At 67.3% G+C, this 14,807-nt stretch carries 15 protein-coding genes and 1 pseudogene; 12 read left to right on the forward strand and 4 right to left on the reverse strand.

The features are described from left to right. Positions 1–150 precede the first annotated feature (150 nt). The 7 genes from AC07NX_RS14830 (at position 151) to AC07NX_RS14860 (ending at position 5,883) form a co-directional block, all read left to right on the forward strand. Positions 151–297 (forward strand): hypothetical protein, encoded by a 147-nt coding sequence (locus tag AC07NX_RS14830; RefSeq protein ID WP_167337017.1) that lies wholly within the window; start codon positions 151–153, stop codon positions 295–297. Positions 298–408: 111 nt separating this feature from the next. Beyond that, positions 409–705, forward strand: a complete 297-nt coding sequence (locus AC07NX_RS14835) for a hypothetical protein (RefSeq protein WP_035072771.1) — start codon at positions 409–411, stop codon at positions 703–705. Then, on the forward strand, positions 690–962 hold the full coding sequence (locus AC07NX_RS14840; protein ID WP_051963886.1) for a hypothetical protein: 273 nt from the start codon (positions 690–692) through the stop codon (positions 960–962). The genes AC07NX_RS14835 and AC07NX_RS14840 overlap by 16 nt, the downstream gene beginning before the upstream one ends. 62 nt (positions 963–1,024) lie before the next feature. Next, on the forward strand, positions 1,025–1,621 hold the full coding sequence (gene msrA, locus AC07NX_RS14845; RefSeq protein WP_494642903.1) for a peptide-methionine (S)-S-oxide reductase MsrA: 597 nt from the start codon (positions 1,025–1,027) through the stop codon (positions 1,619–1,621). A gap of 231 nt (positions 1,622–1,852) precedes the next feature. After that, positions 1,853–3,226, forward strand: a complete 1,374-nt coding sequence (locus AC07NX_RS14850; RefSeq protein ID WP_494642792.1) for a DUF4139 domain-containing protein — start codon at positions 1,853–1,855, stop codon at positions 3,224–3,226. A gap of 344 nt (positions 3,227–3,570) precedes the next feature. After that, positions 3,571–4,986, forward strand: a complete 1,416-nt coding sequence (locus tag AC07NX_RS14855) for a DUF4139 domain-containing protein (RefSeq protein WP_494642793.1) — start codon at positions 3,571–3,573, stop codon at positions 4,984–4,986. Positions 4,987–5,109: 123 nt separating this feature from the next. After that, the gene (locus AC07NX_RS14860; protein WP_494642794.1) at positions 5,110–5,883 is read left to right on the forward strand and encodes a transglutaminase-like domain-containing protein; all 774 of its coding nucleotides are present in this window, start codon (positions 5,110–5,112) and stop codon (positions 5,881–5,883) included. Between the two features lie 205 nt (positions 5,884–6,088). Here the strand turns inward: AC07NX_RS14860 and AC07NX_RS14865 are convergent, their stop codons facing one another. The 3 genes and pseudogenes from AC07NX_RS14865 to AC07NX_RS14875 all read right to left on the reverse strand — a co-directional run bounded on the left by AC07NX_RS14865 (position 6,089) and on the right by AC07NX_RS14875 (position 8,007). Continuing rightward, positions 6,089–6,799: a hypothetical protein gene (locus AC07NX_RS14865; RefSeq protein ID WP_494642796.1), complete on the reverse strand. Its 711-nt coding sequence runs from the start codon at positions 6,797–6,799 to the stop codon at positions 6,089–6,091. A gap of 221 nt (positions 6,800–7,020) precedes the next feature. Further along, positions 7,021–7,171: pseudogene (locus AC07NX_RS14870) on the reverse strand (hypothetical protein). A gap of 230 nt (positions 7,172–7,401) precedes the next feature. Continuing rightward, the gene (locus AC07NX_RS14875) at positions 7,402–8,007 is read right to left on the reverse strand and encodes a DUF1134 domain-containing protein (RefSeq protein ID WP_056762884.1); all 606 of its coding nucleotides are present in this window, start codon (positions 8,005–8,007) and stop codon (positions 7,402–7,404) included. 155 nt (positions 8,008–8,162) lie between these two features. Here AC07NX_RS14875 and lepA point away from each other — a divergent pair, with 155 nt between their 5' ends. After that, complete coding sequence (lepA, locus tag AC07NX_RS14880; protein WP_494642797.1) at positions 8,163–9,971, forward strand: translation elongation factor 4; 1,809 nt, start codon at positions 8,163–8,165, stop codon at positions 9,969–9,971. 26 nt (positions 9,972–9,997) lie between these two features. On the opposite strand, the gene AC07NX_RS14885 is transcribed toward lepA, so the two are convergent. Continuing rightward, positions 9,998–10,525, reverse strand: coding sequence for a hypothetical protein (locus AC07NX_RS14885; protein WP_494642798.1), 528 nt, complete (start codon positions 10,523–10,525; stop codon positions 9,998–10,000). A gap of 175 nt (positions 10,526–10,700) precedes the next feature. Here AC07NX_RS14885 and AC07NX_RS14890 point away from each other — a divergent pair, with 175 nt between their 5' ends. The 4 genes from AC07NX_RS14890 (at position 10,701) to AC07NX_RS14905 (ending at position 14,800) form a co-directional block, all read left to right on the forward strand. Further along, positions 10,701–11,114 carry a very short patch repair endonuclease gene (locus AC07NX_RS14890; protein WP_494642800.1) on the forward strand — a complete coding sequence of 138 codons (414 nt, stop codon included), beginning with the start codon at positions 10,701–10,703 and terminating at the stop codon, positions 11,112–11,114. Between the two features lie 38 nt (positions 11,115–11,152). After that, positions 11,153–12,274, forward strand: a complete 1,122-nt coding sequence (locus tag AC07NX_RS14895; RefSeq protein WP_494642904.1) for a DNA cytosine methyltransferase — start codon at positions 11,153–11,155, stop codon at positions 12,272–12,274. Beyond that, positions 12,271–13,101, forward strand: a complete 831-nt coding sequence (locus tag AC07NX_RS14900; protein ID WP_494642801.1) for an Eco29kI family restriction endonuclease — start codon at positions 12,271–12,273, stop codon at positions 13,099–13,101. The genes AC07NX_RS14895 and AC07NX_RS14900 overlap by 4 nt, the downstream gene beginning before the upstream one ends. A gap of 70 nt (positions 13,102–13,171) precedes the next feature. Continuing rightward, positions 13,172–14,800 carry an NAD(P)/FAD-dependent oxidoreductase gene (locus tag AC07NX_RS14905; protein ID WP_494642803.1) on the forward strand — a complete coding sequence of 543 codons (1,629 nt, stop codon included), beginning with the start codon at positions 13,172–13,174 and terminating at the stop codon, positions 14,798–14,800. The last annotated feature ends 7 nt before the right edge of the window (positions 14,801–14,807 follow it).

Raw genomic sequence — 14,807 nt, forward strand, 5'->3', positions numbered from 1 at the left:
CAAGGATCTGTTCGGTTTCTGGGCAATCGTGCTCGTTAGCGGGAAAACCTGCCGCCAAGTGCGACCAACCGCCTCTGAATGCGGCAAAGCCTTGCGCTTGCCCCACGCCCACGCTACCTGTGTAGACGCACACGGAGTTTCCACGCCATCATGCTCTCGCAGCTGGCCATGAACGTTCTGATCGCCACCGGCCTGACCGCCGGCGTCGCGATCGCGTGCGCGCGCACCATTATGATGCAGGCCAAGATTAAAACCGTTCGTGTGCGAACGGGGCAGCACAGGCGCGCGGTCGACTAGACGACCAACAAGCCGAAAGATCGCAAGATCCGCAAAGCCCCGCTTCCCACCAGGAGCGGGGTTTTTGCTGTGCGGTCATCGGTCCCCTCGAAACCAAAGGACCTTGAACCCATGAGCTACCTGCCTTCCCCACCCGCCTTCAACTCCGACCACGAAGGCGTCACCGTCCACCAGCTGCTGCTGGCCGCCCAGGACGCGCCCTCGGCGCTGGAAGCCGTCCGCCAGGGCCTGGCCGACAGCGGCGCCGAGCTGTGCGCCCTGTCGATGAAGCCGGTCGGCCAGATCGTCGAAGGCTCCCTGCGGGTCCGCCACCTCAGCGACCAGGCCGCCCGCCTGCTGGCCCGGGACCTGGCCGCCTGGCCCGGCGTCACCTCGGCCAGCGTCGAGCATCAGTGGGTGCGGCCGTGAGCGATCCGAAGGCGGAAGAGGACAAACGCCGGCTGTTCCTGGTGATCGCCGACGACACGCCCGACGCCCTGATGCGGGTGCTGGGCGTGGCCAACGTCCAGCAGACGCGCCTGCGGGCCCTCAGCGCCCAGCCGGACGGCGCGGGCCTCAGCATTCGGCTGGAGCTGGACGACCAGGGCGACGAGCGGGCCCGGATCCTGGCCGCCCGCCTGTCGGCCTGTCCCTCGGTGCGCGGCGTCGGCTTCGGCTGGCGCTAGGGTGTAACCTTCGGGCCGCCTGATCCGTATCCAGGGATACATCCCCCGGAGTTCTCCCGATGATCCGCCGCCTGCTCGTCCTGGTCGCCAGTTTCGCCGCCATCCTGCTGCCCGCCGACGTACTGGCCGCGTCCAAGCCCGCCCCGCCCGCGACCGCCGTGTTCGCCGGCGGCTGCTTCTGGTGCATGGAGAACGACATGCGCGGCATCCCCGGCGTGCTGAAGGTCGAGAGCGGCTACACCGGCGGCCATGTCGACCGGCCGACCTACCGGGACGTGACCAGCGAGACCTCGGGCCACTACGAGTCGGTGCGCGTCACCTACGATCCGGCCAAGCTCGACTACGGTTTCCTGCTCTACAGGTACTGGAAGCTGGTCGATCCCACCGACGACGGCGGCCAGTTCTGCGACCGCGGGCCATCCTACCGCCCGGCCGTGTTCGTCACCCCCGCCCAGCGCCCGATCGCCGAAAAGTCCCGCGCCGAGGCCGCCAAGCGGCTGAAGACCGGCGCGATGAAGGCCCAGATCCTGCCGCTGCGGACCTTCTGGCCGGCCGAGGCCTATCACCGCGACTACGCCAGGAACCACGCCGTCGAATACCACGCCTATCGCATCGGCTGCGGCCGCGACCTGCGGCTCAAGCAGGTGTGGGGCGGGTAGGAACGTTCCAAAATCCGCTCATCCCGGCGAATGCCGGGACCCAGATCCCGAAGCGGCGTGGATGATTGGAAGAGCTCGGAGCCCTTGGCGTCAACCTCAAAGCTATTCCATCTGGGTCCCGGCATTCGCCGGGATGAGCGGATCAGAATAGAAGTTCACACCTGTAAATTCACACTCGACTTCCGGCTGAACGCGTGAAACCTTGAGCGCCAAAATCGGGAGGCGCTCTTCATGTTCCGTCACGCGTTGCTGGCCACGGCCGCTCTTGCGCTCAGCACCACCGCATACGCCCAGACCGCCCCCAAACTGTCCGTGACGATCTACAACAACGACCTGGCCCTGGTGCAGGACGTGCGCGAGATGACCCTCGCCGGCGGCCGCCAGAAGCTGGAGTTCAAGGACGTCTCGGCCGCCATCCGTCCCGAGACCGTCAGCCTCTCGGCCGCCGGCCTGTCGGTGGTGGAGCAGAACTTCGACTACGACCTGCTGACCCCCGACAAGCTGATGGAAAAGGCGGTCGGCCAGCAGGTGAAGATCGTCCGCACCAATCCCGGCGACGGCAAGGAGACCACCGAGACCGCCACCGTCCTGGCCGCCAACGAAGGCGTGGTGCTGAAGATCGGCGACCGCATCGAGGTGCTGCGCGACGACGGCGTGCCCACCCGGGTGATCTTCGACAAGGTGCCCGAGACCCTGCGCGCCCGCCCGACCCTGTCGGTGACGGTCGAGGCCGACAAGGCCGGCCCGCGCCCGGCGACGCTCAGCTACCTGACCACCGGCCTGTCGTGGAAGGCCGACTACGTGGCGATGTTCGACGAGGCCAAGGGCGCGCTGGACTTGCAGGGCTGGATCACCCTGGGCAACCAGTCGGGCACGGCCTTCGTCGACGCCGAGACCCAGCTGGTGGCCGGCTCGGTCAACACCCTGGCCAGCGGCGGCGGCCGGCCCCGTCCCCCGCGCCCGTCGATGCAGTCGGCCGGAACCGAGAGCGGAACCGGCGAGCGGGTCGCCGACTACTATCTCTATCCCCTGCCCCACCGCACGACGATCGCCGCCAACCAGAACAAGCAGGTCGGCTTCCTCAGCGCCCAGGGCGTGGCGGCCAGGAAGGTCTACGAGATCCGCCAGGACTGGTTCTCCAGCCAGGCCCAGCCGGAATCCGCCACCGTCGCCATCCAGTTCAGCAACGCCCGGCTGGCGGGCCTGGGCAACCAGCTGCCGGCGGGGGTGATGCGGGTCTATGTCCGCGACAAGGCCGGCGACCCCAAGTTCATCGGCGAGAACGCCATCGACCACACGCCGGCCGGCTCGGAGCTGTCGATCAAGACCGGCGACGCCTTCGACGTCACCAGCCAGGGCACGCTGGTCAGCGACGAGAAGGTGTCCAAGACCCGCTCGCGCTACACGATGAAATATCTGATCCGCAACGCCCGGCCCGAGCCGGTGACCGTCGAGCTGCGCCAGAGCGGTCTGTGGCGCGACGGCGAGGTCAAGGCCGAGAGCCTCAAGAGCCGCCGCATCGACGCCCGCACCCTGGGCTGGAGCGTGCCGACCCCCGCCAACGGCGAGACCACCCTGACCTTCACGGTCGAGACGGGCTGGTGAGCAGCCAAGCCTTCACGAGATCGAGCTTCTCCTTCCTTCTCCCCTTGCGGGAGAAGGTGGCGGCGAAGCCGACGGATGAGGGGTCGACGGGCGATGACCGGTCGGCGTCGAGAGCCAGCCGGACAAGGCGACGCGCCCCCTCATCCGACCTCCTGCGGAGGCCACCTTCTCCCGCAAGGGGAGAAGGAAGGCGGGGGATCGTCCTCGCCGGCCTGCTAGCGCTGGCCTCCCCCGCCCTGGCCGACACCATCGCCTCGCCGGGCCCGGACAAGGTCTCCGTCACCCTCTACCGCGGCGGCGACGGGCCGTTCCAGGCGCTCGACGAGTGGGAGCGCGAGGAGGCCATGGAGAAGGGCCTGATCCTGGTCACCGAGACGCGGACGGTGTTTCTGCCCGCCGGCCGCCACACCCTGCGCTTCGACGGTGTCGCCGACGCCCTGATCCCCCAGAGCGCCGCCGTGGAGGGCCTGCCCGGCCCGGCCATCGAGCGCAACTACGACTACGCCCTGCTCAGCCCTGGAACCCTGGTCGAGCGCTCGCTGGGCCAGGCGGTGAAGATCGTCCGCACCAACCGCCGGACCGGCCGCCGGACCGAGGAACCGGCCACCCTGCGGCAGGGGCCCGACGGGGTGGTGCTGCAGACCGCGGGCGGCGTCGAGGCCCTGGGCTGTTCCGGCGGCGCCGAGGCCCTGGTGTTCGACAAGGTCCCGGCCGGCCTCTCGGACAAGCCGGCCCTGTCGACGGTGGTCGACGTCGCCGCCCCGACCCAGGCCACCCTGACCCTGTCCTACCTGGCGATCGGGGTGAACTGGCAGGCCGACTATGTCGCCCGCATCCACCCGAACGGCAGGACCCTGGACCTGACCGGCTGGCTGACCCTGGTCAACGCCAGCGGGACCAGCTTCGCCGACGCCCCCACCCAGGCCGTGGCCGGCAAGCTGGCGCGCGAGGAGGTGGATGTGAACCGGGGCGAGGCCAAGCCGGTCACGCGCAAGTGCTGGCCGATGGACACCACTCATCGCGGTCCGCGTCCCGTCCCTCCGCCGCCCCCACCCGCGCCGGCGATGGCGATGGCGGGCGCCATGGACATGCATGACAGGGGGCTCGAGGAGATCGTGGTCACCGGCAATCGCGCCAAGCTCGCCGAACAGTCCGACCTGGGCGACTACAAGCTCTACACCCTGCCCGAGCCGGTCACGGTCGCCGCGCGCCAGACCAAGCAGGTAGCCTTCCTCGACCAGAAGAACGTCGCCTTCCAGCGGCTCTACGTGTTCCGGCTCGACACCTGGAACGACTACGACCAGCCCGACGAGACGCCGGCGGCCACGGTCACGCTGCGGCTGGACAACAAGCCGGCCGACGGCCTGGGCAAGCCCCTGCCGTCGGGCGCCCTGGCGGTGTTCGAGACGGCCGGCGGACGCCCCGCCTTCGCCGGCGAGCAGGCCCTGCGCGACGTTCCCGTCGGCCAGCCCTTCGACCTGGCGATCGGCGAGGCCATGGACGTGCGGATGCGCCCGCGCCTGGTCGCCGAGCAGGATCGCGGCCAGGACCGCGTGCGCCGGGTCTACGAGGTCGACATCGCCAACGCCAAGACCGTCCCGGTCGTCGCCGAGGTGCGGACGCCCACGGACCAGCAGGGCTTCAAGGTGGTCGCCGAACCCTTCGCCCACGACGTCCGCGACGGCGCGGCCGTCTGGCGCGTCGCCCTGCCGGCCAACGGCCGCAAGACCCTGCGGCTGGTGGTGGAGTACGACGACTAAACGTCTCCTCCGCAAAAGGGGCCGCCGGCTTTCCGCCGAACCGTGCGAAGACATCAGCCTCGGCCGAACCGCTGAACCTCGCGCCCCGCGAGCCGTTGTCTGGGCTGAACGAAGGGGCGGACCATGCGCGTGCATGTCGAGGCGCGGCTGGACTACGACTTCCCCGAACGGGTGGAATCCCTGCTGCAGATCGAGGCGGCGGTCGCCGACGACCAGGCGGTGCGCGACGAGCGGCTGGTGTTCGACCCGCCCCTGGCCTTCACCCGCCGCGACGATCCGGACACCGGCGAACGGCGCGTGGCCTTCACCCATCAGGGACGGCTGGCCATCGCCTATGACGCCGTGGTCGAGATCGCCGACCGCGACATGGCCCTGGCCGAGGCCGCCCAGCACGCCATCGCCGACCTGCCGATCGGCGCCCTGCCCTATCTGCGCGGCAGCCGCTACTGCCCGTCCGACACCTTCGAGACCATCGCCGACCAGAAGTTCGGCGGCTTGCGCGGCGGCGCGCGGGTGGCGGCCATCGTCGACTGGATCATCGGCCACCTGGAATACCGTCCGTGCAGCGACGCCCGGACCACCGCCCTGGAGACCTACGTCCAGCGGGCCGGCGTCTGCCGCGACTTCGCCCACCTGGCCGTCACCCTGTGCCGGGCCAGCGACATCCCGGCCCGGGTGGCCAGCGTCTACGCCCCAGCCCTGGAGCCGCCGGACTTCCACGCGGTGGCCGAGGTCTTCGTCGGCGGCCGCTGGCGACTGCTGGACCCCACGGGCCGGGCGCCCGTCGACGGCCTGGTCCGCATCGCCTACGGTCGCGACGCGGCGGACGTGGCCTTCCTGACGATCTTCGGCAAGGCGACGATGGTCAGCCAGAGCGTGGCGGTGACGAGAGCCTGACCCTTCTCGCGCAAGAGGGGCAGGGCCATCGCATATGCCTCAAAACAATTGTCATCCCGGACAAGCTCGGCGAAGCCGGGCGCCGATCCGGGACCGCCGCAAACGCTGAGTTCACGCCCGGTCCCGGATCTTCGCGCTACGCGCTCGTCCGGGATGACAGATTTTTTCAGAGCAAATCCATAGGCGATAGCCCTGGAGAGACGGCTCAAGCCGCCTTCTTCCGCCGCGGCTTCGGCTTCTTGCGAAACACCCGCTCGAACAGCACGAAGGCGGCCGGCAGGGTCAGCAGGAACGACGCCAGTCCCGCCCCGCCCTTGGCGACCAGCACCGTGGCCTTGGGCACGCCGTAGATCGTGAACACCGTCACCGGCAGCAGGATCTGCGGATCGCTGCCCTGCGCCTGGCCGTTGGCCGAGACCGGAACCGCCTTGAACGTGGCCGGGCTGACGTTGAACCGCACCAGCAGCACGTGGTCGCCCTCGGTCTTGGGCGAGACGATCCACTTGACCCGCTCGACGCCCGTGGCGGCGATGCGCTGGACGTCGAACTGGTGGGTCGGGGCCGGGGTCAGGGCCAGGTCCGCGCCGCTGAGCTCGACCTTCAGGCCGGCCGGCGGCTGGACATCGCCGTAGCCATAGGCGTCGCCCGTCTTCCAGGACACGCCGCCGGTCGTGTATTCGGCCTCCAGCACCCCCTCCTCGTTCTCGCGGATCGTGCGGGGGTACTTGATGTTCAGCCAGCCGATGGCCGCGCCGCTGGGATCACGGACGACGAAGCGCGGCGCGACGGCGGGGCCTGGCGCCGCCGGAAGCGGGCCCCGGGCCGCGACGGCGTCGATCGCCCGGGGCGCCAGCACGGCGCAGGCGATCGCCAGCGCCAGCCAGACGAACCAGGTACGCTTGAGCCACTGCGACATGGCGTTTCCTCGCGTCGGGCGCGCCGTTCGGCGCGCACCGGCCGCCGCGACCCGACGTCGCCGCGCGGCCGGACCTTCCCGTGAAGATTGATAATGACGAGGAACTCGCGCGAATCCAAGCGTTCGGATTCCGGGCGCGTCCTGGCCCTGGTCGGAGCGCCTCGCGGCTAGGCGCACCTAGGGTCCGTACTCAATCGCGTGTCGGTGATACCCAAGCGAAATCAGCGCTCTAATTCGTTGTCATCCCGGAAAGCGCAGAGCGCTTGTCCGGGACCCAGGGGCCGGCGCAGTGCGGTGGCCCCTGGGTCCCGGCTCTACGGTCCGCCAGGCGGACCTTCGGCCGGGATGACAACTGAAAATCAACGACCCTATTGAGTCCGGCCTCTAGGGTTGGGCTATCGCATAAGATCCAGAACGGCTGTCATCCCGGACGAGCGCGCAGCGCGAAGATCCGGGACCGACGCATGAGCGCAGCGCTTCCGGCGGTCCCGGATCGGCGCTCGGCTCGGCCGAGCTTGTCCGGGATGACAGGTTTTTCAAAGCGGATCCATAGGCGATAGCCCTGCCTCCAGGGGAGCGGCGGAGCCGAGCGCCTCGCGACCTCAGAACGGCAGGATGTTGCGCTGGCGGCTATAGGCCAGGTAGCCGACATTGGCCCCCAGGCGCAGGCCGACGCCGGCGCGGATCGGGGCCAGGGTGATGGTGTCGGCGCGCTGGTAGTTCACGCCCAGGCCGCCGACCAGATAGGCCGTGCCCTCCACGCCCGGGAAGCGGCGGAAGATGGCGTCCGGATACTGCAGGTTATAGCACAGGGTGAAGACCCGGCTGGCGTTGCCGCCCCAGTCCCAGCCCACCGACGGACCCTGCCAGAACACCTCCTGGGTGTCCTTGCCCTTCATGTACAGCAGGCCCCGGCCGTAGCGCAGGCCCACGGCGATGGCGCCCGACCCCTCCTCGCCGGCGATGTAGCCGGTGGGCTGGCCGTTGTCGCGGAACGCGCGCTCGATCACCGCGCCGATGCTTTCGGCGGTCACGCCCAGGAAGTCCGAGCCGCTGCGGATCATCTCGTCGGCCGAATAGGTCTGGGCCCGGCCGGTGTCGTACTGCGACCGCGGCGGCGGGTCGCCCGGACGTTCCTGCGCGGTGCTGGCGCAGGCGCTCAGCCCGGCGGTGGCCATGCCCGAAAGGATCAGCTTGCGGCGGTCCATGTGCTCTCTCGCGATTCCAACAGCCTAGACTGTCTCAACCCTTTGAGTCGGGTTTGCGGCTTGAAGCTTAACGGCGAGTTAACCATGACCGTTCCTCCCCCGGGTGGGATGGAACGACACTCGCGAAACCCCGCAAATATGCTAGACGCACCCCCATGACTTCGACGCCTCTCGACAAGATCCGCAACTTCTCCATCGTCGCCCACATCGACCATGGCAAATCCACCCTGTCCGACCGCCTGATCCAGGAGACCGGCGGCCTGACCGCGCGCGAGATGAGCGCCCAGGTCCTGGACAACATGGACATCGAGAAGGAACGCGGGATCACCATCAAGGCGCAGACCGTGCGCCTGCGCTACAAGGCCGACGACGGCGAGACCTATGTCCTGAACCTGATGGACACCCCCGGCCACGTCGACTTCGCCTACGAGGTCAGCCGCAGCCTGGCCGCCTGCGAGGGCTCGATCCTGGTCGTCGACGCCAGCCAGGGCGTCGAGGCCCAGACCCTGGCCAATGTCTATTCGGCCATCGACAACAACCACGAGATCGTCCCGGTCCTCAACAAGATCGACCTGCCGGCCGCCGAGCCCGAGCGGGTGCGCGCCCAGATCGAGGACCTGATCGGCCTGGACGCCAGCGACGCCGTCCTGGCCAGCGCCAAGTCGGGCCTGGGCATCCACGAGGTGCTGGAGGCCATCGTCACCCGCCTGCCCGCCCCCAAGGGCGACGTCAACGCGCCGCTGAAGGCCCTGCTGGTCGACGCCTGGTACGACGCCTATCTCGGCGTGGTCGTGCTGGTCCGCATCTTCGACGGCACGCTGAAGGCCGGCCAGCAGGTGCGGATGATGCAGACCGGCGCCACCCACCGCATCGACAAGGTCGGGGTGTTCACCCCCAAGGCCACCGACGTCGACCAGCTGGGCCCCGGCGAGGTCGGCTTCTTCACCGCCTCGATCAAGGAAGTGGCCGACGCCGCGGTCGGTGACACCATCACCGACGAGAAGAAGCAGACCGCCCAGGCCCTGCCGGGCTTCAAGGAAGTCCAGCCGGTGGTGTTCTGCGGCCTGTTCCCGGTCGACGCCGCCGATTTCGAGGACCTGCGCGCCGCGGTCGGCAAGCTGCGCCTCAACGACGGCAGCTTCACCTACGAGATGGAAAGCAGCGCCGCCCTGGGCTTCGGCTTCCGCTGCGGGTTCCTGGGGCTGCTGCACCTGGAGATCATCCAGGAGCGCCTGAGCCGCGAGTTCGACCTCGACCTGATCGCGACCGCCCCCTCGGTGGTCTACAAGATCCACATGCGCGACGGGACCGAGCTGGAGCTGCACAACCCCGCCGACCTGCCCGACCCGATGCAGATCGAGAGCATCGCCGAGCCCTGGATCAAGGCGACGATCTTCACCCCCGACGAATATCTGGGCGGGGTGATCAAGCTGTGCCAGGACCGCCGCGGCATGCAGCGCGAGCTCAGCTATGTCGGCAGCCGCGCCATGGTGGTCTACGACCTGCCGCTGAACGAGGTCGTCTTCGACTTCTATGACCGCCTGAAGTCGATCTCCAAGGGCTACGCCAGCTTCGACTACCAGGTCGAGGACTACAGGGTCGGCGACCTGGTCAAGATGTCGATCCTGGTCAACGCCGAGCCGGTCGACGCCCTGTCGATGCTGGTCCACCGCGACCGCGCCGAGAGCCGCGGCCGGGGCATGTGCGAGAAGATGAAGGACCTCATCCCGCAGCACATGTTCGTCATCCCCATCCAGGCGGCGATCGGCGGCCGGATCATCGCCCGCGAGACGGTCCGCGCCCTGCGCAAGGACGTCACCGCCAAGTGCTACGGCGGCGACGCCTCGCGCAAGCGCAAGCTTCTGGACAAGCAGAAGGCCGGCAAGAAGCGCATGCGCCAGTTCGGCAAGGTCGAGATCCCGCAGGAAGCGTTCATCGCGGCGCTGAAGATGGACGGAGATTGATCGGGGGGCTGCGGAGCCGTCTCAATCTACTGCAACCGGACACTCAAACCACTGTTTGGCAATGGTATGCGAATATCCGGGTCCACCCCCTTCGTCCTGCGAAGTTCGTCGAGGACGAGCTGGGCATCAATAACTGTACCGATCAATAACAAAGAGCTGGTGCGCGGCACCTCCACCTCTTTAGCCCTATAAACCAGAAGTCCTTTAGCGCCCGCCGCTAAGTCGCGCAGGGCCAAGGATCGCATATAGTACATATTGAATTGGGCCTCGGCCATGGTGTGGGCGGCTGTGTAAGGCACCGCAGCCATGGTCGTTCCACCCTTGGGCTTGTTCTTGGAGTAGTGTGTCTCCAACAGTCCCTCAGCCAGAACCGCGGCCAGAGTATCGTCTGTTCCCTGCTGAACCGCCTGCCGCGTTGCATCAGCCCATTGGTCTTTTCCACGGGTGTTGAGAAAACGACTCACGTACATGCCATCGCGTGCCAAATCGTAGCCGATCTCATCTAGCATTAACTGGCGCGTTTCAGCATCCAGCTCTTCATACCGAAGACCCATTTTTATGTCCCTTTATTATATGAACGACCTCGCGCTGCAAAAATCGTAGAGTCAAATCTATATTTTATTTATATCGTGCGTGAGATATCGACTAAAGGAACATACAAAGAACTATTCACTTATACAACTTAGAGAATTACTTGCGACAGCGAGTGAAGCGTCGCATTTAATCCCCATGGACACCCTAACCCCCGCCGAGCGCAGCGCCCGCATGGCCCGGGTCAAGGGCAAGGGGTCGAGCGCGGAGATGACCGTGCGGCGGCTGGTCCACCGGATGGGCTACCGTTATCGCTTGCACGGCGCGAAGCTGCCCGGACGTCCCGATCTCGTGTTCCCCGGCCGCAGGAAAGCGATCTTCGTGCACGGGTGTTTCTGGCATCGGCATCCCGATCCCGATTGCAAGCTGGCGCGACTCCCCAAATCGCGGCAGGACTTCTGGATCCCCAAGCTGGAGGGCAATCGCGCTCGCGATCTGCGCCAGCTCGAGGAACTCAAGGCCCTGGGCTGGAGCGCGCTGATCCTCTGGGAATGCGAGCTCAAGAACGAGGCTTTCCTAGAGAACGAAATTAGAACATTCTTGGATTCATGAAGTCGATCGAACTCTTCGCCGGGGCCGGAGGCCTGGGCATGGGCCTGTGCAAAGCGGGCTTCAAACCGGCCAAGGTGGTCGAATGGGATCGCTATTGCCGCGAGACCATCGGCGAGAACCGCGTGCGCGAAACCTCGCCGATGCATGGCTGGCCGCGGGTCGAAGGCGACGTGCGCGAGGTTGATTTCCGACCGCTGGCCGACAAGGTCGACTTGGTCTCGGGCGGCCCGCCCTGCCAACCATTCTCCATGGGCGGCAAACACAAGGCGTATGACGACGCGCGCGACATGTTTCCGCAGGCCATTCGGGCGGTGCGCGAGACGCGGCCCCGGGCCTTCATCTTCGAGAACGTGAAGGGCCTAACGCGGGCGACCTTCCGCAATTATTTCGAATATATCCGGCTGCAGCTGGAGCACCCCGAGGTCGTCGCCAAGCCCGACGAGGATTGGGCCGATCACCTGTCGCGGTTGGAGCGGCATCACATTCACGGCTCACGCGATGGCCTCAATTACCGCCTGGTGTCGCGGGTGCTAAACGCCGCGGACTATGGCGTGCCGCAAAAGCGCGAACGGGTGATCTTCGTGGGCTTCCGCGACGATCTTGACGTGGAATGGAACTTCCCAGTCGAGACCCACTCCTCCGACGCCCTGCTGTGGGCGCAATATCGCGACGGCTCCTATTGGGATGCGCACAAGGTCGCCAAGCGCGATCGCCCGGACGCGAGCGACGCGCCGGTCCGCGCGATACGGTTGGACGGGAAGCCGCCGACCGTTCCCTGGCGCACCGTGCGCGACGCCACGGCCGATCTACCCGATCCCGAGTTTCATCCTCGACTAGCTTCCGCCTTCGCCAATCACCGCTTTCAGCCCGGCGCGCGAAGCTATGTCGGCCATACGGGCAGCCCCTTGGACGAACCCGCCAAGACATTGAAAGCCGGCGTCCACGGCGTGCCCGGCGGCGAGAACATGCTGGCCCGGCCCGACGGCACGGTGCGCTACTTCAGCGTTCGCGAAAGCGCCCGCCTTCAGACCTTCGCCGACGACTTCATCTTCCACGGCTCGTGGAGCGAGACCATGCGCCAACTCGGCAACGCCGTGCCGGTGCGGCTGGCGGAAGTTATTGGCAAGGACGTCGCGAGGAAGCTACGCTACGCGGCGTGAAGAAGCGCATATCTTTAGCGGTCGAGGTTTCAGCTCTTCGCGAGCGCGTTGCAGCCCTGACAGAACTCATAGCGGCCGCGCCGCAAACTCTGAAGGCTCGCCGACAGGGTGACGAGGAATTGCGAGCGGCGATCCGTGAACTGGAAGCGGCGGCGCGCAAGCTCGACCCAATCGCAATGCCGCAGTCTCTGTTCGACCCTAGCAATCCCAAAGTGATTGGCCGCTTCACCGCGCTAGCACTGGTCGCTCAGGACCGAGTTAGCCTTGCTTCTATCGATCAGTTTTATGGATCAGGTGTCTACGCGATTTACTATCGCGGGAAGTTCCCGCTCTACGCACCGCTGTCGGGGTCAGAAACACCGATCTACGTAGGCCAGGCCTCCCCCGGTGACCGAGGTGCCCATACGCCCAGGGATCAGGGACCACGCCTCGCAGCTCGCCTCAACGAGCATCGCAAAAACATCGTCAAAGCCAAGACCACACTCGATATCGCCGACTTCGACACCCGCTTCTTGGTGGTCCAATCGGGTTGGGAGACGGCGGCCGAAGACTATCTGATCCACTTGTTCAAGCCGATTTGGAACAACGAGACCAACGTCCTCTATGGCCTAGGCAAGCACGGTGACAGCGCCACTACCCGCGCCAACAAGCGTTCGCCTTGGGACACGCTTCACCCCGGACGCGCATGGGCCGCAAAATCGAAGCTGGACGCCCGCGCGCCCGAACAAATCATGGCGGAGGTGCGCACCCATTTTGAACGCCACCCACCCAGTATGGACCGAAGCGCCCTGCTGGAAACCTTCTTCGCGGAACTGCGCCAGAGCTGAATCCACCCGGCTGCGTGGTGCTGATATCGCCCAGTGGCGTATCACGCGCGTCGCAGCTAAACCCAACACCATGCTCCGCATCTCCGACCTCAAGCTTCCCCTTGGCCATCCGCCTGAAGACCTGACCCCGGCCATTTGCGCGCGCCTCGCCATCCCCACCGAAGATCTGCTCCACCACACCATCGCCCGCCGCGCGCACGACGCGCGGAAGAAGGCGGCGATTCTGATGGTCTATACGGTGGACGTGGCGCTGCGCGACGAGGCCGACGTGCTGGCGCGGTTCGCGGGGGACAGCCAACTCAGGCCGACACCAGACACCGCGTATCGGCTGGTCGCCCAGGCGCCCAAAAACTTCACCCGCCCCGTGGTGATCGGCGCCGGGCCCTGCGGGCTGTTCGCCGGGCTGATCCTGGCCCAGATGGGCTTCAAGCCGATCATCCTGGACCGGGGCAAGGTCGTGCGCGAGCGGACCAAGGACACCTGGGGTCTGTGGCGGCGCGGCGAGCTGGACCCGGAGTCCAACGTCCAGTTCGGGGAGGGCGGGGCGGGCACCTTCTCGGACGGCAAGCTCTACAGCCAGGTCAAGGACCCCCGCCACCTGGGCCGCAAGGTGCTGGAGGAGTTCGTCAGAGCCGGCGCGCCGGAAGAGATCCTGACCGAAGCCCATCCGCACATCGGCACCTTCCGCCTGGTGACCATGGTCGAGAGCATGCGGGAAACGATCGAGGGCCTGGGCGGCGAATACCGCTGGGGGCGCCGGGTCGACGACTTCGACATCGAGACCGCCGCCGACGGGCGGCGGAGGCTGAAGGGTCTGCACCTGTCGACCGGCGATTATCTGGCGGCCGACCACGTGGTGCTGGCCGTCGGCCACAGCGCCCGCGACACCTTCCAGACCCTGTACGACCGGGGCGTCCACATCGAGGCCAAGCCGTTCTCGATCGGGGTGCGGATCGAGCACCCGCAGTCGTGGATGGACAAGGCCCGCTTCGGGGCCTGCGCCGGCCATCCGGACCTGGGGGCGGCCGACTACAGCCTGGTGCATCACTGCAGCAACGGCCGCGCGGTCTACAGCTTCTGCATGTGCCCGGGCGGCACGGTGGTGGCGGCGACCTCCGAGCCGAACCGCGTCGTGACCAACGGCATGAGCCAGTATTCGCGCAACGAGCGCAACGCCAACTCCGGCTTCGTGGTCGGCATCGACCCGGAGCGCGACTATCCGGGCCACCCGCTGGCTGGCATCGACTTCCAACGGAAGTGGGAGAGCCTGGCCTATGTGGCCGGCGGCTCGACCTACGCCGCCCCGGCCCAGAAGGTCGGCGACTTCCTGGCCGGCAAGCCGTCGGAGGCGCTGGGCGAGGTGCAGCCGTCCTACCGACCGGGCGTCACGATGACCGACCTGGCCCAGTGCCTGCCGGCCTTCGCCATCGAGGCCATGCGCGAGGCCCTGCCGGTGTTCGGCCGCCAGATCGCCGGCTACGACCATCCCGACGTGCTGCTGACGGGCGTGGAGACCCGCACCTCCTCGCCGGTGCGCATCACCCGCGGCCAGGACTTCCAGAGCCTCAACGTCGCCGGCCTGTTCCCGGCCGGCGAAGGCGCGGGCTACGCCGGCGGCATCCTGTCGGCGGCGATCGACGGGATCAAGGTCGCCGAGGCGGTGGCGCGCGCCTATCTGGGGGAAACGGCCACGGCCTAGAACGGAG

The sequence above is a fragment of the Caulobacter sp. GW821-FHT09A05 genome (assembly GCF_059418465.1).